We start from the raw sequence: 22,894 nt of genomic DNA, 5'->3' as shown, positions 1-22,894 counted from the left end.
CCATAATGAATAAATGGGGAGGTGGAACTGTGTCGAAAAGAAGAAATACAACAAGTTCTTTTTGGCTTAAATTATTGAGTGTACTTTTAATGGTCTTAGCTTTGACCGGACTAATGGGTGCTTTCGGCTTTGCCATCGGAGCGCCGGTTTATTCTATGTTTAAGTATCTTATGAAAGGTCTGTCTTGGATAGGGCCCTTCATATGTTTTGTATCAGCTCTTGTAGTATGGCATAATTCCTCAATTTTTGATTCTATATCGTCCCGAAATTCAGATAGACCAGCGAAAAAGAATCATTCAATTCAGCCTAAGAATCACAGGCGGAAGCACTATGAGGAAAAGGTTGCCGATCAGTCCCAAAACTCTAAGGTGATTCCTCTTCCACCAGGAAAACTGGTGAGTTTACAGGGATTTAATAAGTATTTTTCTTCGCCGGATTGGGTAGAAATGAAAAATACGGATATTGAAATGGCTGAAGAAATGAAGGAAATTGGCAGAGATTTTCCTTCTTATTTTGGGACAGGAAAAGCGGTTTTACCTAAAAAACATGGCAATCTGACCCTATTAAAAGGGTTTAATCATTACTTTGCGGAAGTCGATCAAGAAGAACGATTAACTCAACCTATCTCCAGGGAAAAAATCTCCGAGCCTGTTAAGGTATTTAAAAAAAGACCCGATGAACTAACGCCTTTTTCTTCGGTGTTTAAATCTAAAAAGGAACAGGAAGAATTCTTAGCTCAATTTAAGGAAGATGTGAGCCCTGTCGAACAGGAACCGGATTCAATGGCAGAATCGAATTCAGAGAACAAACCTCCCGATGATGTCTCGAAAATCTCAGTTATAGAGACTTCAATGACCGGGGCTGAGATTGAAGCACAGAATATATCCATACATACATCGAAAGAAGCTGTAACAGAGACTGAACTAAGCCCCAAGCCTGAACCTGAGTTAAAACCCGAGCTGGAACCTACCCCGGAATTAGTGCCTGAAGCCGAATATGAAGCCAACCCTGAACTTGGACTTGAAACAGCCTGTGAAGTACTATCCGGGCGGAATGTTGAAGATAACCTGTCAGGGTCGGATCCCATGGATGTCCTGGCAGAGACGGCATGTAAGGCAAAGATGATTTCAGAGGCTCAGGTCGCTGCCGCCTCCGGTCTGAATTTGGAATTCGTCGAGCCGGCTCCTGAGGAGACTGATCACAGCGCTGAAAGGGTTAACTCCTGGGGATTACCTGATTTTGACTTATTAGAACCAATCCCGCCCAGAACCATCATCCAGGATACAGAAACAACCAGGCAGCTTGAAAAGGTCCTCTTAGATTTTGGAGTTAAAGCTAAAATAATTCGAGTGACGAGAGGCCCGGTCATTACTCGTTATGAGCTGGCTCCAGCCCCAGGGGTCAAAATCAGTAAGATTGTCAATTTGTCCGATGATATAGCGTTGGGGCTTGCAGCACGGGACGTGCGCATTGAAGCCCCGATCCCGGGAAAAGCAGCCATCGGAATTGAAGTCCCGAATAAACAGGCACTTTCGGTTCCTTTCCGGGAAGTGTTGGAAACCTCCAGTTTTGGACAATACCCTTCCAAACTTAAAGTTGCCTTAGGGAAAGATATTGCCGATCAGCCTATTATTGCGGATTTGATAAAAATGCCTCATCTCCTTGTCGCGGGTGCCACAGGTTCAGGGAAAAGTGTCTGCATCACGACGATTATTAATTCCCTGCTCTTTAATGCAACTCCGGATGAAGTAAAGTTTTTGCTCGTCGACCCTAAGATGGTCGAACTCAGTCAATATAACGGTATCCCTCACTTATTAGCCCCGGTTGTCATCGATCCTAAAAAAGCGGCCAGTGCTTTAAAATGGATTGTTAAAGAAATGGAAAACAGGTACGAACTTTTTGCGGCTTCAGGGGTTCGGGATATTGAACGTTACAATAAATTAAAGGCAGGGGAAACTCCCGGCGATAGGCCGGCTTTACCATTTGTGGTGGTAATTATTGACGAACTGGCAGATTTGATGATGGTTGCCGCAGGAGAAGTCGAAGAAGCCATCTGCCGCTTGGCTCAAATGGCACGGGCGGCAGGAATTCATCTGGTTATCGCCACTCAGCGTCCCTCCGTGGATGTGATTACCGGAGTGATCAAGGCCAATATACCCAGCCGGATATCCTTCGCTGTTTCATCTCAAATCGACTCGCGAACGATTCTTGACGCCACCGGCGCAGAGAAACTTCTGGGACGGGGAGATATGCTTTATTCTCCCTTAGGAGTGAATAAGGCCCTCCGTGTTCAAGGCTGTTTGGTAACAGATGAGGAAGTACAACGGGTAATCATGCATTGGAAAGAATCGGGCAAGCCGGAGTATCTTGACCCGGAAAGGCTTTTTGCGGAAACGACACTGAAAAATGAAGAGAGCAATGGCCCGGATGACGCCTTGTTTATAGACGCAGGGCAGCTATTTATCAGGACAGGCATTGCCTCCGTATCCTTTCTCCAACGCAGGTTAAAATTAGGGTATACCAGAGCCGCCCGCCTAATGGATATGCTGGAAGAACAAGGGGTTGTGGGAGGCTACGAAGGAAGCAAGCCGAGGCAGGTGCTCCTGACCTTAGAGGAATTTAATGAACGTTTTAGTTAATGGAATAGAGAAACCCCCCTTGCCGCGAAGCGGCAAGGGGGGTTTCTTCATGAATGAAGTGAGAAGAAATGGGAATAATGCATAAATGATGTATAGAAAATAAAAATAAGACGGAGACGGAGAATGAAGTTTTTCACACGATCAACAACGAAACATAAACCCTATAAAGATATTGTACTTCATGGTGAAGATTTACTTAGTCATGCTGAAGAAATTGCCAAATCCGATGTCAACCAGGGAAAAACCCGCTTAAAACAATCCTTGCTTCCCCGGGTAAAAGAAAATATGAAATTCTTAGAGCAGGCTTATGGTGAAATTGCAGATTATAATGCCAGAACACAGGATATTGTGCCTGCCACTGATTGGCTGCTGGATAACTTTTATAGTTTAAAGGATTTGAGAGCGGAGATTCAGAACAGCCTTCCTGAGAAATTTGAACGCCAATTGCCATTAAACGCCAGCGGAGATTTCCAGGGATACCCGAGAATTTATGGGTTATTAATTGAACTCATTGAACACACGGACAGTCAATTGCAAAGTGATACCCTTAAAGCATTTATTAACGCCTATCAGGTCCAAGTCCCCCTATCCAGCGGAGAATTATGGGCAATTCCCATTATGCTGCGCATTATTCTGCTGGAAAATATCCGGAGGCTGACCGAACAAATTCTATTTACTCAGGCAGAACGTGAAGCAGCCGATCATTGGGTTTTACCTTTGTTAGAATCCGAACATCTGCCGGAAGAATGGGATAGACTCTTAAAATCTCTTGCCGCCCAGGAAGAATACTCTTCCGCTTATGCAGAGCAGATTCTGAAACGTATTCGCGAGCTTGGTACAGACGTAGTACCCCTTTTACAGTGGGTAGACCGTGCCATAGCCAAACAAGATACGACGATTGAAGAATTGGCAAAGCTTGAACGTCAGCATCAGACCATGTGCCAGGTATCCATGGGTCACGCGATTGCCAGCCTCCATTTTGTCAATTCGGAAGATTGGCCGCGTTTTTTTGAAGAGGTCAGTTTAGTAGAACGTGTTTTTGAGCAGGACCCAAGTAATGTTTATAGAGAAATGGACTTTCAGTCCAGAGATTATTACCGGCATTGCGTGGAAAAGATAGCCCGAAACTTCAGAGTGTCTGAACTGGTTGTTGCCCGTAAAGTGTTAGCGAGGGCGCAGAAGGCGGTTGAGCAAGGGGAGACTGTTTCCTCCCATGTTGGTTACCACTTGATGGGTCCGGGCCGTGATGAACTTGAACAAGAATTAGAACAGGACTTTGGAAAGTCACAGGACTTCCGGGGTGAGCTTCGTCGTGAGATTCGCAGGAAGCCTGGCTCATATTATTTCGGCAGTTTGTTGGTTGGGGTCGCGCTTCTGTCCGGCTTGGTTTTAGCATACGCAATTCAGGACACACCTCTTTTCTTTAGTTATATACCATTAATCATTGGTCTCTTAATTTGGGCAAGCAGCATGGTCATTCCTTTGGTGAATTGGATTGCTTCAGAACTGGTTCGTCCATCATTTCTGCCGAAATTAGCATTGGGGGAAGGAATTCCCCAGCACTTGCGTACTATGGTTGTAATTCCAACTCTCCTGACCAATGTTAACAGGGTGCATGAACTTATCAATGAGATGGAAGTCTATTTTCTCGCCAATCGGGATGAGAATTTACATTTTGCCTTGCTGAGTGATTTTGCCGATGCTAAGACAGAAATCAGGGAAGAGGATAACGAAATCCTATCAGCAGCCACCTCCGAGATAGAACGATTAAACCGTAAATATGGTGATAACCGCTTTTATTTTTTTCATCGCCAACGGCTATTCAATGATTCTGAAGGGGTATGGATGGGCTGGGAGAGAAAGCGCGGCAAGCTGGTTGAGTTCAATAGACTATTGCGTCAAGAAGGAAGGACAAGTTTTAATGTGCAAATTGGAGACTTGTCAATTTTGCCAACCTTTCGTTATGTGATTACCCTTGATGCCGATACCCAGCTGCCGAGGGGAATCGCCAAAAAACTAATTGGGACGATCGCCCATCCTTTGCATGCACCCCGCCTTAGTGCGGATGGAGAGAGAGTAGTCCAGGGCTATGGGATCCTCCAGCCACGTGTGGGAGTATCTATTCTCAAAGCCGGCGCCTCAAAGTTTGCCCGCATTTTTTCCGGCAGAGTTGGAGTTGATCCTTATACCACAGCGGTTTCAGATGCATATCAGGATTTATTCGGAGAAGGTATCTATACAGGAAAAGGAATTTATGATGTTGAAGTCTTCCATAAGGTAACCAATCATAGGTTTCCTGAAAACACCATTCTCAGCCATGATTTAATTGAAGGATTATATGCGCGGGCCGGTCTTGTGACAGACGTAGAGCTGATCGATGGTTATCCGGCGAACTACCTGGCTTATATGTGCCGGCTGCATCGCTGGGTGAGGGGAGACTGGCAGCTGATCCCCTGGTTATTCAAGGAAGGTCCGGTTTTAGCCCGTTGGAAGATTTTTGATAATTTGAGAAGGAGTTTAGAAGCTCCCGCTCAGTTACTGCTTATTATGTTAGGGTTTACAGTTCTTACGAGAGACCCCTTAGTTTGGCTTGGAATCGTCTCTTTGAGTTTACTCTTGCCTATCCTTTTATATCTTCTCAGTCAGCTCTTCAATGAACGTGCCGACAAAGGGAATATGGTCTCTGACCTGTTAACCTTAACCCTGCAGTCCATACTTCAATTTTTGTTTATTCCCTTTCAAGCCTGGATAATGCTCGATGCGATCATAAGAAGCCTGTACCGGCAGTTTGTTTCACATCGAAACTTATTGGAATGGGAAACGGCCTTAGATGCGGAAAAACGTTTAGATGCCAGCCTGAAAACTATGTTCAAGACAATGTGGCCGGTCGTTTTATTTGTTTTTCTCGCGGTATTGACCCTTTCCGTTGCTTTCCCCGGAAGGTTGGGACGGTTTGTTCCGGTGGGAATTGTCTGGCTTGTGTCCCTATGGGTTGCTTACAAGGTAAGTTTACCAATTCAGCATAAAAGAATAGAACTTTCATCTTCGGAACTGATCTCTTTACGTCGCTATAGCAGAAAGATATGGGCATTTTTTGAAGACTATCTCTGCGCTGAGGATCACTGGCTGCCGCCGGATAATGTGCAAATTGATCCGCCTAATGGGGTAGCACACCGGACATCACCAACCAATATCGGACTTGCCTTGTTAACGAATCTGGCGGCAAGGGATTTCGGGTACATTCCTTTAGCCGGAGTATACGGAAATATAGAGCAAACCCTTAAAACCCTGGAGGGATTAGATCATTGGCAAGGACATCTTTACAATTGGTACGATACTCAAACTCTTGCCCCCTTAGAGCCCAGGTATATCTCAACCGTTGACAGCGGGAACTATGTGATGTATCTGATGACCTTAAAATCCGGGTTAGCTGAGTTATTAGACAAGCCTGTCTTTGACCTGCAGTATGCCGGCGGGCTGAAAGATACTTATACTCTCCTGGCAGAAGACGTGGGCGAGGATACCTTGGCAGTGCTTAAGCCATTCGGGCAGGAGCTGGATCGGATTTTAAGTTCGGATGAAGCATGGAGCCTCAAAACCTGGATGGATCTCCACTCCTTATGGCCGGCCCGCATTCTGGACCATGAATTACGCCGGGAGGGCAGATACTGGGCAGGCAACCTGGATAGGATGATTCGAAACATTCATGCAGAATTGCAAGAGCTCTTCCCCTGGATTACGGATCAGGAAAATCCGGAGACCCAGGGGATCCTCAATGAGCAGGTTTTGAACCTTGGTCTCCGTGAACTTGCCGGCTTATATGGAGAGATACTTAAAAACGATCCTTTTCCCGCGGAGATCAATAAGATCCTAAAACCTGCGCTCAGCAAGATTCAGGATTATATTCACAGGTCTGAAAAGCTGCAGCTGCGGCTGGAGGAGATCGCTTTAAAGACAGATTTTCTGCCCCTCTATGACGAATCACGTCAGCTCTTCTCCATTGGTTATAATGTTTCCGAAAGCAAACTCGATAAGTCTTTTTATGATTTATTGGCCTCTGAAGCACGCCAGGCCAGCTTTTTTGCCATTGCCAAGGGAGATGTGCCGCCCAGCCATTGGTTTAAGCTTGGACGTTCGCTGACCATGACCAAAGGAAAACGAAGTTTAGTTTCCTGGAGCGGAACAATGTTTGAATTCCTAATGCCCCTTCTGGTCATGAAAAACTATGAAGCGACCCTTCTCGATGAAACCTATCACTCAGTGGTTGAAGTCCAGAGAAAGTATGGCCTGGAGAAAAATGTGCCTTGGGGTATTTCTGAGTCAGGATTTCATGCCTTTGATCCGCAGCTCAATTATCAGTATAAAGCCTTTGGAGTGCCGGGCTTGGGTTTGAAGCGGGGACTCATTCAGGACCTGGTCATTGCGCCCTATGCCAGCTTCTTAGCTCTCATGGTTTCTCCGCGTGAAGCCGTGTCTAATATTTCCGCAATGGAAGAAAAAGGCTTTGGGGGACGCTATGGCTTATTTGAGGCGGTCGATTTTACGAGCGAACGTGTTCAAGTTGGGCGGCCATTTAAGCTGGTCCAGAGTTTTATGGCTCATCACCAGGGGATGAGTTTACTAGCCATCGATAATGTCGTGTTTAAAAATGTGATGCAGCAGCGTTTGCATAGTGAAGCGCTGATTCAGGCCACTGAGCTCTTGCTCCAGGAACGTCTGCCGGAGGCTACCCAGATAATTCCTCAGCCTGAAGACGAATATCAGGTTACAAAACAGCGAAGCAAAGATCTTGAACTGGAGAAAAATCAGTTTACACTTTTAAACACAGTAAATAGCCCTATCCCGGTGGCGCACTGTATTTCCAACGGTCAGTATTCTGTCATGCTGACCAACTCGGGAGCCGGCTTCAGCCGGTTTAAGACGATTAGTCTCTCGCGTTGGAGAGAAGACGTTACTCAGGATGCTTGGGGAGTATACTTCTATATCCAAAACTTAAATTCAGGGGACGTATGGTCGGCAGCTTATCAGCCTTGTCGGGATTCCGGCGAGGATTATAAGGTAACCTATGCCCCGGACCAGGTTGAGTTCTGCCGCAAGGATGGCAACATAACCACTCATACCGAAATTGTGGTTTCTCCGGAAGACCAAGCAGAGATGCGCCGTATTTCCTTAACAAATCATAGTAAGCATGATCGAACTATCGAAGTCACAAGCTATTTCGAAGTGGTTTTAGCCAGGCAAAGCGAAGATCTGGCTCACCCCGCCTTCAGCAATCTCTTTATTCAAACTGAATTTGCCCATGAGGCTCTTTTAGCGTCCCGCAGACCCCGGAGTGAACACCAGGCAAGACTATGGCTTATGCACACAGTTTGCATAGAGGGAGAAAAGGTTGGTTCTCTCCAATATGAGACAGACCGCTCGCGCTTTATCGGACGGGGCAGAAGTCTTGCTAAGCCTCAAGCCTTAGACGCCAACCACCCTTTGTCGAATACGGCAGGAGCTGTGTTGGACCCTATTATGAGCCTGCGCCGGCGGGTTAGGATTCGTCCGGGAGAAACAGCCAGGGTATCCTTTTCCATTGGATACGCGGAGAGTCGTGAAGAGGCAATCCGTATTGCGGATAAATATCAAGATCCTCTTTCCGTTAAGCGGGCTTTTGAGTTGGCATGGACACATAGCAAAATGGAGCTCCGTCATTTAAACTTAACAGCAGCACAGGCTAATGAAGCATTAAGCCTGGGCGGTCATTTGCTTTATCTTAGTCCCTGCCGAAGAGATGCGGCGGAATGCATTAAACAAAATCGTAAAGGCCAGTCAGCCTTATGGGCTTATGCCATTTCCGGAGATCTGCCGATTGTTTTGGTTCGGGTCGCGAATACAGAGCATTTAGATTTGGTGCGCAGACTTTTGACAATCCATGAGTATTGGAGACTGAAAGGATTGTTTGCCGACCTTGTGATTCTCAATGAAGATGACAGCGGATATGTTCAGGCTTTCCAGGATAACCTGCGCGATTTCATCTCCATGGGGCATGCCCGGGATTTATTAAATCAGCCCAGCGGTGTCTTTCTGCTGCAAAAAGGTCATGTTCAGGCAGATGTCCTTAATCTTCTCTGTACGGTTGCCCGTATAACCTTTACCGGAGAAGGAGGGTCCTGTACTATTCAAGTCCGCAAAAAGGCTAAGCATAGCCTGAGGGAGCCTGTGCATTTCAAGGAAGAAAACCAACCCCTCCCAAATAACACCGACAGCCGAAGTGAGTTTCAGGAAGCAGCAGGAGAAAGCTCCGGAAGCCGGCTGCATTTTTCCAACGGCTATGGTGGGTTCAGCGAAGACGGGAAAGAGTATATCATCGAGCTGCAGGAAGGTATGAACACTCCCTTGCCTTGGATTAACGTTATCGCCAATTCAAACTTCGGTTTTCAAGTATCTGAAGTTGGGGCCGGGTATACCTGGTCTCAGAACAGCAGGGAGTATAAACTTACACCTTGGTCAAATGATCCGATTCTCGATCCGGTGGGGGAAGCACTTTACTTGCGTGATCAGGAAACAGGTGAGTTTTGGTCGGTTACGGCTAATCCAAAACGTGAAAAAGGGTTATACAAAATCCGGCATGGTCAGGGGTACTCGATTTTTGAGCATTGCAGCCGAGGATTGAAACAACATCTCCGCCTTTTTGTCCCAATGGCTGACCCTGTCAAGATGGTTGAGTTAACCCTGACCAATACCTCAGATCGTTCCTTAAACCTAAGTGTAGTTTACTATGTTGAGTGGGTGATGGGGGTTGTACGCGATCAAACCGCACCTTATTTAGTCACTGAGTATGATCAAGCAGGCAGTACGTTCTATGTTCAAAACACCTATCAAGAAGAGCACCAGGGCAGGATTGGGTTTTTAACTGTCTTGGGAGCGGACGTGACCGGTTATACCGGAGATCGTTCCGAATTTATCGGACGCAATGGAAGCTTGGCAGATCCCGCGGGATTAAAGCTTGATTCGTTGTCCGAATCTGTAGGAGCCGGACTTGATCCATGTTCTGCTCTGGAGTTGGAGGTTTTCATACCCCCGGGGGAGAGCAAGCAGATTACGTTCCTATTAGGGGAAACCGCCAATCGCCAGGAGGCCGGGCAGCTCATTTCCGCCTATGAACAACCGGAAAAGATCCATGAGGCATTTAATCAAGTCCTGGAGCATTGGGATAAGCTGTTGGGAAGCATTCAGGTTCAAACCCCGGATATCTCCATGAATTTACTAATAAATCGCTGGCTGATGTATCAAACGATTGTCTGCCGGTTATGGGCACGTTCTGCTTTTTATCAATCCGGGGGTGCCTATGGCTTCAGGGATCAACTTCAGGATGTGATGTCCCTTGTTTATACTGATCCCCCGGTTACACGCCGGCAAATTCTTATCCATTGCAGACATCAGTTTATCGAAGGGGATGTGCAGCATTGGTGGCACGCAGAAAAAGGCAAAGGGATTCGAACCAGATTCTCAGATGACTTGTTATGGCTGCCCTTTGTTACAGCTCATTATATTGAGCGTACGGGGGATATAGGTGTTTTGGATGAAGTGACTGAGTTCCTGGAGGATGAACCATTAAAAGAAGGTGAAGATGAACGCTACTCAATTCCAAGGATTTCGACTGAACAAGGGACTGTTTACGAACATTGCCTGCGGGCTATCGAAAGAGGACTGAGATTTGGGGAACATGGCTTACCTCTGATCGGTTCAGGAGACTGGAATGACGGCTTTAGCCGGATTGGACATCAGGGGAAAGGGGAAAGTGTCTGGTTGGGTTGGTTTTTATACCTGACCTTAATCCACTTTGCCGAATTATGTGATGCGCGTCAGGATCTTGAGCGGGGAGTCCGGTATCGAAAGCTGGCGGAAGAACTTCAGACCAATATTGAGGCCCATGGTTGGGATGGAGGGTGGTATCGGCGTGCCTATTTTGATGATGGAACACCCTTAGGGTCTTCCCAAAATTCGGAATGTCAAATTGACGCTTTGGCACAGTCCTGGTCGGTTATTTCCGGGGCGGCGCGACCCACTCGGGCTAAGGATGCCATGCTGGCCTTAGAACACTATTTATGGCGCAAGGAAGACGGCCTTCTTCTTTTGCTGACTCCGCCCTTTGACAAATTATTACCCGATCCCGGTTATATAAAAGGGTATGTTCCGGGTGTTCGGGAAAATGGCGGGCAGTATACCCATGGAGCGATTTGGTCAATTTTAGCTTATACTACATTAGGCGAGGGAGATAAGGCGGCGGAACTCTTTCAGATGTTAAATCCTATTCACCATGCTCGTACCGAACATGAGGTTCATCGTTATAAAGTGGAACCCTATGTTATGGCAGCCGATGTTTATGCCACTCCTTCACATGTAGGAAGAGGAGGATGGACATGGTATACTGGAGCAGCGGGGTGGATGTATCAAGCGGGACTGGAGGGGATTTTAGGATTTAAACGTCTGGGAGATAAATTAGTCTTAAAACCGTGTATCCCCAGCCGCTGGCCGGGCTTCAGCTTAGTTTACCGGTACAAAACGACAACCTATGAACTGTACGTAGAAAATCCTGCCGCCAGGATGACCGGGTTCGTAAAACTTACCTTGGATCAGGAAGAATTACTTGAGCCTGTCATTGACTTGAAGGATGATGGTCGGACACATACGGTTCGTTTAACGATCTAACCTGAAAACGGCTATGCGGGTCGGGTTTAAAGAGAATTCACCTTGGATAGAGAGAGGAGGGAAACAGGATGGATTTCTACCGCGCCTTATCTGAATACTATGATGAACTATTTCCGTTAAAAGAACCCCAGAAACTTTTCCTGCATGATTATTTAAAGCAGGAAGCTCTGACATCCGTACTGGATATCGGCTGTGGCACGGGCACATTTGCCTTGGAAATAAGCCGGAAGGATGTAAGGGTGTTGGGGGTGGATCTAAGTGAGGAAATGGTCGAAATATCCAAAGAAAAAGCACGGGAGAGAGGAAGCGGTGCGACCTTTGCCAAAGCTGATATGCGGGACCTCAGAGAGATACAGGGAGAATTTGATGGAGTCCTGTGTTTAGGCAATACCTTAGCTCATGTGTCCGGAGAAGCAGAGTTAAATCAGGTTTTAGCTCAGTTTAGGGAAAAAGGAACCCGCTTATTATTACAAACCGTGAACTATGATAGGATATTAGCTGATCATGTCCAGGAATTGCCTGTTATCAAGACTGCTCAGCTCACCTTTTACCGGTACTATACTTATAGAGAGGATGGAAAACTTGATTTCTCGATGAAGATCGAGTTTCCAGAGACTAAACAGGTAGTATCCGGAGTTAACATTTTGTTCCCTATTACAAGTGACCTCTTAAAAAAAGCTATGCAGGAGACCGGCTGGAAGATATCCGGTTGGTGGGGAAGTTATGATAAAGCCCCGTGGACAGAGAGCTCACCGGCCACAATTGTAGCTGCAAGTGTATAACCAAGTAAGCTAAGGACCTAATATACACATTATTAAAAAAATGATTGCCTTTGTTTGGCTAAACAAAGGCAATCATTTTTTTTAATGCTGATCAAGCTCAAATTAAATACCTACTAAAAGAGAAAATCTTCAATATGACTTCCATTACCAAAGGAATTTTAAAAAATACGTTGAATAAGTAGAAAGTAATGGAAATATGGCGACTGAACCCTATGCCGTAAGTTAATTTTAGTACGCAGGAAAAGCAGAATTGCAAGAAAAAGAGAGGGAGATAGTACTATGAAAAGCATAGGAAACGTATTAAACATCTTTTCTAAAAAAGCACCATGCGAAGAAACAACCTTTATTTTTGACTATGTCGAAGAGAGGTTACAGGGGATAGAAGCTGTCGAACCCAAGGTAGACTACCCAATTCACAAGAAGATGGTCCATTTCTTTAAAAAACTGTTTGATAATGAACGACAAATGGGTTTGTCAACAAGAAAATTATTAAATATTGCGGCAACCTTAAGCAGTTTTGATGTCAATATGACCCATATTGCTCATCAATTGATTGATTTCGCTAAAAAAATGGCCTTGCTGAGCGAATCAAATCTAGCCGTTGTTGAACAAACCAACGCCGGAATGAACGAAGTAAATTCTACCGTAGAAAGAACCTCTACCACATTGTCCCAATTAGCGGGTGCTTCAGAAGACCTCGTTCAAAACAATCACGTAAGTTTAAATCAATTAAGAGAGGTTAATGAATTAAAGGATCGAGTTATGCTTGATGCTAATATTATGGGAGAAAAAATAGCTCAGTTAGTGGAAATGGCGAACAGAGTCAATACAATCGTTCAGGGCGTTGGAGAGATAGCAGAGCAGACAAATCTCTTGGCACTAAACGCTTCCATAGAAGCGGCAAGGGCTGGCGAAAATGGACGGGGCTTTTCTGTTGTGGCCGAAGAAATAAGGAAATTGGCAGATGATACTAAGAAAAGCCTTGAAAGTATGAAGTCGTTTGTCGGGAACATTCAAACAGCTGCCAAAGAAGGAAAACAAAGCATGGATAACACTATGTCCTTAACTGAGGAAATGAGCCTGAAGATCGATACGATCACAGATACAATGGAAAAAAACGTCGATATGCTGAATACGACCATTAGTGATGTTCAGCTCATTAATCAATCCATGGAGGGAATAAAAATTGCCACAAACGAGATAAATCAAGCAATGGATGTGTCCAGCCGTGATGCGGAAGAGCTGACGTTAATGACCCAAATAATTCACAAAGATGCTTTGGCCAGTGCCGACTATGCCAAGGAGATTGCAAAAATTGATGATGATATTTCCACTATTGTTAAGGAACAAATGCGGGCCCTGCAGGGCAGCAGCAATTCGTTGGACAATCAGGAATTTTTAGCGACAATAAGTAATGCGAAAAAAGCCCATGCCAATTGGTTGGAAAACTTTAAACGAATGGTCGAGGAAATGAAGGTATATCCGCTGCAGACTGATGCGTCTAAGTGTGCCTTCGGGCATTTTTATCATGCAGTTCAAATCTCTGACGGCGTAATCGCCGATGAGTGGGGAAAAATCGAAACTATTCACAGTGAGTTTCATAAAATTGGGCAGCTGGGTATAGAAGCAGTTAAAGCGGGTCGGCAAGAAACGGCTCAACAACATTATAGCGGAGCAGAAAAACTATCTAAGAGCATTTTTGGCCAGTTAGACAAAGTAGCCATGGCAGTTGAAGATATGACTGGCAAAGGGATTCGATTGTTCGGAAGCAATCAAAGTCATCTTAATTGTGGCAGTGAATGTGCCGACTGTTAAAACCGCGAACTTGATTCTGAGCCGGGTCTAACTAAGTTGTTTTATGAAATTGTTTTATGTGAAATGGAAAAGGAAGGCCGATTTTTCGGGCTTCCTTACTCTTATACTATCTCAAAACGTTAATTAATTTTCTTGTTTTCGTCAGTAAACAATTCAAGTCTTTAGGCTATGCCATTGAGCCGCTCATAAATGACTTTACGCGCGCCAACCGTTATAATAACAATTAAGTTTTCAGGTTCGAATATGGTGTAAACAACTCGGCACTCCTTAGTTCCACAGCGGAAAGAAACACGATAAGTCTCATAATACGGCCCTCTTAGTCTCTTATAAGCAAACGGGTCTTGTTCTAACCGTTCAAATACTCCTGTGATTTCTCTAAGCTCTTCTTTGCGAAGGGCGACCAGATCATGAATGCCACGGGCGGTAATTCTTACATCGTATGTGCCCTTAGGGACCTTTTGAATACCTAAGGATGTTAAGGCCTGGGCATCCCAGCACTTGATTATTTGACCATTTTTATGTGCTCTGAAACTGTCTTCAGATAAACGGTCAAGGATGGTACTTAATTTCAATTTGCGTTCCAAGAGTTTCTTTTTCAGGCAATCCCCGCTGCAGCCCTTAGCAAGCAGGTCATTTACAATTAAGTCTTCAAAGAAATCGCAAAGTGGCCGGACAGATCGTTCAGCCGTTCGTACAAATACTTTACCTTCTGAATCAATGCATAAATCCAAAGCATCTTCTTCAACAAGTCCCAAGAGTTCCCGCAATTCAACAGGTAAAACAATTTCTCCTTTGGTGCCAACCTTCACTCGATAAGTTTCCATTTAGATACTCCTCCTTCAAGAATTTTTTATCTAATAAGGTTAAGATCAAATGTGACAAGAGCCTTAACAAACGGTTAAGGGAATATTTTGAATATTCATTATATTTAATTATATGCTCGCAATTTGATTTTGAGATATAAGATTCCATTAAAAATGGATTGTATTTTGTGTTCATGGGTATTTAACATTTTCTATCCAAACGTGTATAATAATAGTTCCTAATCAGGCATACAGGGGTATGGAAAGATTCTATTGGGGGATGAAATCTTGGCTAAGAAAAATTTTTACATAGTGAAAAAGGGACATAAGACCGGAATTTTTGATAATTGGGCGGAATGCCAGGCATCTGTTAAAGGGTACAAAGGAGCTGTATTTAAAGGGTTTGAAACAAAAGCTGAAGCGCTTGAATGGCTGAACGGGAGTGAGGACACGACCCCTCGCCAGGACAGCGGTAACGAAGATAGGGCAAAGACTGCAAGGGATGTGGATTTTGATGTTTATACGGACGGCAGTTATGCAAAAGGCAAATATTCCTATGGATATGCCTTTGTGAAAGATGGCCGGATTGTTCATGAAAATAACGGAGTCGGGGAAGACCTTGAAGCAGCCGGCATGAGGAATGTGGCAGGTGAAATTGCGGCTGTGTGCCATGCGGTAGAAAAAGCGAAATCTCTTAATGTGCGTATTCGTATCTACCACGACTATTCTGGAATTTCCCACTGGGTTACCGGAGATTGGCAGGCAAAAAATAAATTTACACAAGCCTATGTGGCATTTATGCGGGCGCATCACGGACTGTACGAATTCCAAAAGGTTGCCGGTCATAGCGGAGACCGGTTTAATGATTATGTTGATCTGTTGGCTAAACAAGCCTTAGGGATAAGTAGGACTAAGTGAAAAGGTTTGTTCAGTAGGGTTCCCCTGGTTGTCCCAAATTGGTCTGCGCAGGCCAATTTGACGACCAAAGGATTCTGCCGAGTTGGCCATCTATGCCGCTAACTTGGCACCGGCAGAGGATGAAAAGGGGGTCACTCGGGTCGGGCAGCTTCGCCCACATCCGCTTACCGCAGCACTCCGAGGCTGGCCCACTCGCCGATGCGGGACTTCGCCAAACCTCAGGGTAGTACCTGATGTGAACCCGTGGCTCCGTATCCCCGCATCGGCTTGTGAGCTTTTAACGCCTCTCCATGCAATGGGTTCGCTTCTGTGGACGAATCTGCCCTGATTGCGGGTCTAGGGATTCTTCAGGGCGGTTTTGAGAGGTATTTTTAAGGATGAGTTTTTCGGAGTAGCCTTCCATGCCGCCGGCGCAGCATCATCTGATAATGAAAATGAGAGTCTTCTTTTTCAGAGAATCGACGGAGGTGTAGATTCGTTGGCGGATTCCTGTGCCGAAGAATGGAATATCCCCGATTAATAACCCCCACCATGGGTGGGGGTTTTGCTGATTTAGATAAAGAGCTGCATATCTGATTCCAGGGCATCGGCTAAATAGTCTTTCGCGGTAATGATTTGAACTTCTGGGAGCAGTTCTTCTTTTTTAAAGCCCATCACATCAACCGAGAGCTTGCAGCCATAAAATTTTACGCCCTTTTTTCGTGCTCCGTTGAGAAAATCCGTCAGAGAAGGAGCTTTTTCATCTTCCATCATTTCCAGAAGCATGTGTTTACCCAGACCGACCATATTCATGCGCGAGAGAGGCAGCTCTTCCGGTCCTTTTGGCGTGGCCATCCCGAACATTTTTTCGTAAACGGTCTTATCCTCTGAGGTCACTTTTTCAGGATCGCGAACCAGACAGAGCCCCCAAAACGCGAAGAACATCGTTACATCAACATCCAGCTCACGGGCAGAATTAGCAAGTATCAGTGCCGCCAGAGCTTTATCATAGTCGCCGCTGAACATAAGTAAGTTCATTTTTTTATTCAATGCTTGCACCCCTTTAGGATTGTTTATACAAATCCTATTATAAGTAGAAAGGGGCATTTATATTAGGTGCGTTAAATGTAAGATGCTGGATGACGGACGATTCGTTCAAGCAATTGAGTCAGGATATCGATTTCACTAAAATCATTGTATAATCCAAAGCTAAGACGAACGATACCGGGGCGGGGAACATCTCTGCGTTTGCGATAGAAATCCATTTGTTTTGGCGAAATTGACAGTAACCTTTGAATATAGGGCTGAGTACAAAAGCAACCGGTTCGTACTGCAATTCCGGCTTGATTTGAGAGAATTCTGGCAACCTGCTCATGGGCGATCCCTTTGATATTAAAAGGAATCACACCGATTCTAGGCTCGCCAGGGTCCGTATGAGAATAAAGAGTAATACCGGGAATCGATTTCAGTTTAGAGTTGGCATAGGTCGTGAGTTGATTCTCATAATGATCGATATTTTTCATACCTAAAGACGTAAGGGTTTTTATCGCTGCCACAAGCGCAATGACCCCCATCAGATTAGGAGTACCTGCTTCTTCGTTATGGGGGGGAGGTTCCCACACTACCCAATTATGGGTCACAGTTTCGGCAGTTCCTCCTCCGACAAACTCTGAGACGCCTTTCTGAAAGGTTTCTTGTGGGCCGATCAGCACACCGGTTCCAAAAGGAGCGTACATTTTATGGGCGGAAAAGGTGAGATAATCGATGCGTTGGAGCGGATTCTTCGGGTTCATATTGATTGAGTTATGGGGGACTAATTGTGCGCCATCAACCAGAATTTTTGCCTGATAGCGGTGGGTCAGTTCAGCAATTTTATGTATCGGGTTTACATATCCGGTAACATTAGAAGCCCCGGTAACTGTTACGAGTTTTACATTGCCCTTATGCTTTATTAATCGGGTCTCGAGATCTTCAAGGCTTAATTTTCCGGTGGAATCTGTTTGCACATAATCGACTTGAAACTTGTTTCTCCACGGGAGATCATTGGAATGATGCTCCATCCAAGTTGACAGAATCACACTTTTTTTGTTTCCATCCCATAGTCGATAGGATAATTTGTTAATCCCTTCTGTCGTATTTTTGACAAAAATGACAGTATCTCTAAAGGGGTCGGCATTTACAAATTTAAGAACGGTAGACCTTGCTTCTTCAAAGAGTTTCGAAGAAACCCTCGATTTATACCCTGTGCCGCGATGAATTGAAGAATACATATGTGCAAAATGATTGATTTCCTCCATAACAGATACAAAGGGAGGGGTAGAAGCTGCGTTGTCAAAATTGATGGCGGTGGTGTATTGTCCGTTTTGGAGGGGAACTTTCGTATCAACACCTACAACCAGATGCCTATAATTCGATCGGGATAATTTAAAACTTAAATTCACGCTATCACCTCTATCTGGTAATATCAAAGGCTTTATTACTCTGTTAGCATGATATTTATTTATAGAAGAAAAGGTGACAGAAGTACTTAACTACATGATATTTGTGTTCCCGAAACATAATAAGATTGGTTGCAGAAATTAAAAGGCTGGAGGTAAGTATGAAAAAGTCAGGCGAGATACAAAAGCATACTAAGGGGTATACTAGTGCCAAGTATGATTCCCGAAGTGCCGAATTTAAACAGGAACAGAAGAAGGTCAAAGAAGACTCAGGGGAAAAATCATAAATTATTGATACTATCATTAATAGGGCTGTTAGCAACCATGGGGTTGTTAACAGCCCTTAAAATAATGCTGCGATAATGTTATCGTTAGAAACGGTCCTTAGGTTTGTTGGTAGGATTTGTCGGAAATCGTTTCTGATCATTATCTGAGTTCTGGCGGTTATCATCGAGATTAGCGGCATGTGTTCTCGACTTGTCAGTTTTCTTATTACTCATTTCAGGTGATTCTCTCCTTTTCCAAAATCTTAGGAACATCCGGATTTCAAGTCACTGATTCTGCATGAGGGATTGAACGGATGTACTTATTTAGGTTTCCCAGAATGGTTAATCTAATGCTTGCTTAAGAGACAAAACGTAATTAGTGCTTGACTAATGGAATTTTATATGATTTCCTAATATTAGTAATCCGAATATTACGAAAGTTTTGGAGCTAAGTCTTATTGAGAAAATGGAAGGGGATTAGAGGAGTGCCATACATAAATATTCAGGGAAAGAACATGTATTATGACCAAAATTCCGATTTCCAGGCCGACTTGCCAACCGTATTATTTGTTCATGGTGCCGGCGGATCAGGAAAAAAGTGGACGCATCAATTAGGGGGAATCCAAGGCTGCAACTTGATTGCCCCTGATCTCCCGGGGCATGGCCGTTCGGAAGGATCAGCCGCCGATAACATAATAGCGTATTGTGAATTTGTTTGGAGCTTTGCTCAAGCCTTAAACTTAAAGAAGTTTATTATTGCCGGGCATTCTATGGGCGGGGGGATCGCACTAGAGCTGGGGCTGGCTTATCCCGAAGCAGCTTATGGCCTGATTATTGTTGCCAGCGGGGCACGGTTAAGAGTAAATCCCGGGATGCTGGATGCTTTAACGAGAGGTGAGCATCCAATAGAAACAATAAAATACCAGTATTCCCCTAAGATTAACCCGGATGTCTTAGTAAAAGCCGCCGAAGAAATGAAAACTATTCCAACGAATGTTTACCTGGCAGATTTCAGGGCATGCAATAACTTTGATATCATAGATCGTATTAACAATATCTCTAATCCGGCCTTAATCATCTGTGGCCAAGATGATCAAATGACTCCCCTTAAATATTCGGAGTTTCTTCATAAAGAATTATCCTATTCAACCATAGTGCGGATACCGGAGGCAGGGCATATGGTTATGCTGGAAAAGCCGGATCAGGTCAATGAAGCTATAAGTGACTTTTCAGCTCAAATATCGTCTAAAGAATAACATTTATCAATGACAAGCGTGAGTGAGGGTAATGAGTGAAAAAAACAATAAGTGCATTTGTTAATGTAGCCTTGGATGACTATGACGATTCAATGCTAAACCATGTGGTTGAACTAATGAAAGAAACCTTACGAGAGCAGTACTTTGAAAAAATTTTTGAAGATACCTGGAGGGTGGAAGAAAATCGCCGATGCTTAGTTAAGGATAAAGAAGGAGCATGGGTAACTCAATCCTCCGAAAGGATTATAGAGTCCAAGGAGATTCTGGAAGTTATGACAGTGGGGATAACCGTAGATGTAGAAGACGCAATCTGATCAAACTTGCCATTTGGACGAACACCACTTATGATAGTAGAGAAAGTGATGCGGTTCAAAAAACACAAACTGAATTAAGTCCTTTTAAGCAAAAGGGTATAGACGTATATCCGGTTAATTAGGAGAGGTTGATCCAGATGGCAAAAATCGAGCTTATCGCCACGGCCGCGTTTGGTTTAGAATCCATCGTTGCTCGTGAACTTAAAAAACTTGGGTATGATCAATTGGTTGTTGAAAATGGGAGAGTTACGTTTACAACGGATGAGTTGGGAATTTGCCGGACAAATCTCTGGTTACGAACATCCGATCGTGTCTTATTAAAAATGGGCTCCTTTGAAGCCCAGACGTTCGAAGAGCTTTTTCAACAGACAAAATCCCTTCCTTGGGAAGAATGGCTGCCTGAGGATGCAAATTTCCCGGTCCAGGGAAAATCCATAAAATCTAAGCTGTATAGTGTTTCAGATTGCCAAGCCATTGTCAAAAAGGCGATTGTGGAACGCCTCAAGGAAAAATACGGCCGCAGCTGGTTTGAAGAGACTGGACCCCGTTACCAGATTGAAGTCGCTCTTTTAAATAATCGGGTGACTTTAACTATTGACACCTCAGGGTTGGGATTGCACAAACGCGGATACAGGCAGCTCGCCGGTCAGGCCCCCCTTAAAGAAACCTTAGCAGCAGCTATGATTCAGTTAAGTTTCTGGAACAGGGATCGGGCCTTGATTGACCCTTTTTGCGGAACCGGGACGATTCCCATCGAAGCTGCTTTGATAGCTCAAAACCGGGCACCAGGCCTTAAAAGAAGCTTTGCAGCGGAAAAATGGCCTAATATTCCTAAGGCAGCCTGGCAGGAAGCGTGGCAAGAAGGGTTAGACCTTTGGGAACGCAGTGCTCCATTACATATCTACGGTTCTGATATTGATCCTAACGCATTGGCATTAGCTCGAACCCACGCTGTCGAGGCGGGCGTAGAAGGGCTTATACATTTTCAGAAACTGCCTGTGGCTGAAGTAAGGTCCCGATTTAAATACGGGCATATGATAGCTAATCCACCCTATGGTGAACGACTAGGGGATACTAAAGACGTTGAGGGGCTTTATCTTGAATTAGGTGAAACATTTAAGGGTTTAGATAATTGGTCCTTACATATTCTTACGACTCACCAATTCCCGGAACGGTTAATCGGACGGCGTTGGGATAAAAGTCGCAAGCTCTATAATGGACGGCTGGAGTGTCATTATTTTCAATTTTTTGGTCCGCGTCCGCCCAGAGAACCATACACGAAGGATGATAAGAACAGAAAAGCTTAAATGAAATTTAAACTTTAGCCAAAGATAAACAGGGTCTGCCTTATTAATATACATTAATAGGCAGACCCTGTTTATCATTAGGGTTTTGAGCCTTACGCTAAGGCAGCAACGGGCTCTTATATCACTAAAGTTTCTTGAATAGCCATAGAGGCAATTTGCTAAATGAGTTTTTATCAGGCTGGTCGGGAATTAGTAGTGAACCGATACCGGTGGCTCACCTTTTAAAGACTTCACAGCTTGGAGAGCTCGTTGAACTTCTTCATCTAATCCTTCAATAGCGATTGTAACAGAACCTTCTGAACCATCAACGCCGCCTGCTGCAATACAACGGGCTTCAATATCATAAAGAGTTTCCAGGGCAGTCAATTCTGTGACAACGGTTGCTCCAACCATGGGAATAAGCCCAACCTTAAGTCCAATTGCTTCGTCTACAGTGGATTTAGTCATGAATTCAACCGCTGCACGAACATCGGGAACCATTTTTTCAAGCCCGATAGGCACGATTAATTCGATGCCCCGGGCATAAAGGATTCCCTGGGCAGCCCCAATCGTTCCTCCCGTTAAACTTGAAACCATGACAGCGGCTAAGCCGGTATGATCGACAGCATTTCCGCCTTTTATAAAAATGTCACCGCTTTGCAGCTTAGGTAAATAATCGTTCCAGGAAACGTTCAGAGCCTGCCCTTTACAGATAACGTAGGGAGGAGTCTTTTGGGAAGATTGACTAATTCCCAACTCGCCTTTAGTGACGATGCCAATAGTATAACCTGTTTTGTCCTTAATCTGAACATTAAGTAATTCTTCAGCCACAAAGGCGTTGGATGTCCCTCCGGCTACAATAATCGTATGTTTTTCTAGGGCGTTCTGTACACTGGGCATTCCCTTTATTCCTCTGGCAATAAGTCGTTTCGATTCACTTGAGGTTAGCGTTATCAATGCTTTCATAGAGTTCCTCCTTGTGTTTTTACGGCATAATACAAGCTATTCTTATGTTATACCAAAACCAACGAATAATAAAGTGTCCCTGATAACCTAAGAGCATTCAGAATCCATTATCCGGAAAGAGGAAATTAAATCCAAAAATATTTCCATAATATGTAACAAAATACCTTCTAAGGCATATTTTAAATTAAGCAAATCAACCATAAATTAAAAGGAAATGGAGGAATATAAAATGACATTTGGCGGAACTGGCGATGGAGCATGTGGCGGTGGATCTAACTGGTTATCAGGTATTGCAGTTGTCGTAGTTATCATTCTTCTGCTCATTGCAATGGGGATTGTATTCTAGTTAAAATTAAGGTTTATTCATGAGTTGAAAGGAGGAACCTGTATGTACGGATATGGAGTTTGTGGCGGTGGCAGCACTGGAAATTTTGTCGGCGTAGGCATTATTGCGATTGCTATTCTTATTTTGATTGCCCTCGGAGTAATCTTCTAGAACAATAGCAGCTATTTAGCAAAGATAGTATTAAAGAGCATCTCTGCCAAGGTATCCTTCGGAGATGCTCTTTGTTTTTGCTAAAATTCGAATAATTACTACAATAAAACTTAAATTTACTCTGAATATTTCAAATTTCATGGTCATCAATTTCTGCGATAGTATAATGAGAAATGATAATTTTACAAGCTATATAAACTATCTTAAACTAAAATGTGCATAGATAATAAGAAGAGGAG

Annotated in this window: 14 protein-coding genes; 10 read left to right on the top strand and 4 right to left on the bottom strand. The window is 44.3% G+C overall.

Features of this window, described 5'->3' with window-relative positions; translation table 11 throughout:
- The first annotated feature begins 29 nt into the window (after positions 1–29).
- The 4 genes from DESYODRAFT_RS14625 (at position 30) to DESYODRAFT_RS14610 (ending at position 13,933) form a co-directional block, all read left to right on the top strand.
- On the top strand, positions 30–2,639 hold the full coding sequence (locus DESYODRAFT_RS14625) for a DNA translocase FtsK (RefSeq protein ID WP_007784301.1): 2,610 nt from the start codon (positions 30–32) through the stop codon (positions 2,637–2,639).
- Positions 2,640–2,762: 123 nt separating this feature from the next.
- Positions 2,763–11,336: a glycoside hydrolase family 94 protein gene (locus DESYODRAFT_RS14620; RefSeq protein ID WP_007784298.1), complete on the top strand. Its 8,574-nt coding sequence runs from the start codon at positions 2,763–2,765 to the stop codon at positions 11,334–11,336.
- A 68-nt stretch (positions 11,337–11,404) separates the two neighbouring features.
- Positions 11,405–12,118, top strand: coding sequence for a class I SAM-dependent methyltransferase (locus DESYODRAFT_RS14615; RefSeq protein WP_007784297.1), 714 nt, complete (start codon positions 11,405–11,407; stop codon positions 12,116–12,118).
- A gap of 279 nt (positions 12,119–12,397) precedes the next feature.
- Positions 12,398–13,933, top strand: a complete 1,536-nt coding sequence (locus tag DESYODRAFT_RS14610) for a methyl-accepting chemotaxis protein (protein ID WP_007784295.1) — start codon at positions 12,398–12,400, stop codon at positions 13,931–13,933.
- A 161-nt stretch (positions 13,934–14,094) separates the two neighbouring features.
- Here DESYODRAFT_RS14610 and DESYODRAFT_RS14605 read toward each other — a convergent pair whose 3' ends face one another.
- Positions 14,095–14,757 carry an AbrB family transcriptional regulator gene (locus tag DESYODRAFT_RS14605; RefSeq protein ID WP_007784293.1) on the bottom strand — a complete coding sequence of 221 codons (663 nt, stop codon included), beginning with the start codon at positions 14,755–14,757 and terminating at the stop codon, positions 14,095–14,097.
- 267 nt (positions 14,758–15,024) lie between these two features.
- On the opposite strand from DESYODRAFT_RS14605, the gene DESYODRAFT_RS14600 reads away from it, so the two are divergent.
- Both DESYODRAFT_RS14600 and DESYODRAFT_RS28235 read left to right on the top strand, forming a co-directional pair.
- On the top strand, positions 15,025–15,654 hold the full coding sequence (locus tag DESYODRAFT_RS14600; protein ID WP_007784291.1) for a ribonuclease H1 domain-containing protein: 630 nt from the start codon (positions 15,025–15,027) through the stop codon (positions 15,652–15,654).
- Between the two features lie 358 nt (positions 15,655–16,012).
- The gene (locus DESYODRAFT_RS28235; protein ID WP_157137181.1) at positions 16,013–16,174 is read left to right on the top strand and encodes a hypothetical protein; all 162 of its coding nucleotides are present in this window, start codon (positions 16,013–16,015) and stop codon (positions 16,172–16,174) included.
- Positions 16,175–16,206: 32 nt separating this feature from the next.
- Here the strand turns inward: DESYODRAFT_RS28235 and DESYODRAFT_RS14595 are convergent, their stop codons facing one another.
- Together DESYODRAFT_RS14595 and DESYODRAFT_RS14590 are read right to left on the bottom strand one after the other, a co-directional pair.
- On the bottom strand, positions 16,207–16,683 hold the full coding sequence (locus DESYODRAFT_RS14595; RefSeq protein WP_007784289.1) for a DsrE/DsrF/DrsH-like family protein: 477 nt from the start codon (positions 16,681–16,683) through the stop codon (positions 16,207–16,209).
- 71 nt (positions 16,684–16,754) lie between these two features.
- A complete protein-coding gene (locus DESYODRAFT_RS14590) occupies positions 16,755–18,074 on the bottom strand; it encodes an aminotransferase class V-fold PLP-dependent enzyme (RefSeq protein ID WP_007784288.1) in 1,320 nt (439 codons plus the stop codon).
- A 158-nt stretch (positions 18,075–18,232) separates the two neighbouring features.
- Between DESYODRAFT_RS14590 and DESYODRAFT_RS29570 the strand changes: the two genes are divergently transcribed.
- From DESYODRAFT_RS29570 to DESYODRAFT_RS14575, 4 genes are all read left to right on the top strand, one after another.
- Positions 18,233–18,358, top strand: a complete 126-nt coding sequence (locus tag DESYODRAFT_RS29570) for a hypothetical protein (protein WP_007784287.1) — start codon at positions 18,233–18,235, stop codon at positions 18,356–18,358.
- A gap of 464 nt (positions 18,359–18,822) precedes the next feature.
- Positions 18,823–19,593: an alpha/beta fold hydrolase gene (locus DESYODRAFT_RS14585; protein ID WP_042338610.1), complete on the top strand. Its 771-nt coding sequence runs from the start codon at positions 18,823–18,825 to the stop codon at positions 19,591–19,593.
- Positions 19,594–19,628: 35 nt separating this feature from the next.
- Positions 19,629–19,907, top strand: a complete 279-nt coding sequence (locus DESYODRAFT_RS14580; RefSeq protein WP_007784283.1) for a hypothetical protein — start codon at positions 19,629–19,631, stop codon at positions 19,905–19,907.
- 137 nt (positions 19,908–20,044) lie between these two features.
- Entirely contained in the window at positions 20,045–21,214 is a 1,170-nt protein-coding gene (locus DESYODRAFT_RS14575; protein ID WP_007784282.1) for a THUMP domain-containing class I SAM-dependent RNA methyltransferase, read from the top strand.
- Between the two features lie 189 nt (positions 21,215–21,403).
- Here DESYODRAFT_RS14575 and DESYODRAFT_RS14570 read toward each other — a convergent pair whose 3' ends face one another.
- Entirely contained in the window at positions 21,404–22,159 is a 756-nt protein-coding gene (locus tag DESYODRAFT_RS14570) for a hypothetical protein (RefSeq protein ID WP_007784280.1), read from the bottom strand.
- Positions 22,160–22,894 lie beyond the last annotated feature (735 nt).

It is taken from the genome of Desulfosporosinus youngiae DSM 17734 (genome assembly GCF_000244895.1).
GTDB lineage: Bacteria > Bacillota > Desulfitobacteriia > Desulfitobacteriales > Desulfitobacteriaceae > Desulfosporosinus > Desulfosporosinus youngiae.
The sequence above is the reverse complement of the archived record's forward strand: the minus strand, read 5'-3'. Positions and strand labels throughout refer to the sequence as shown.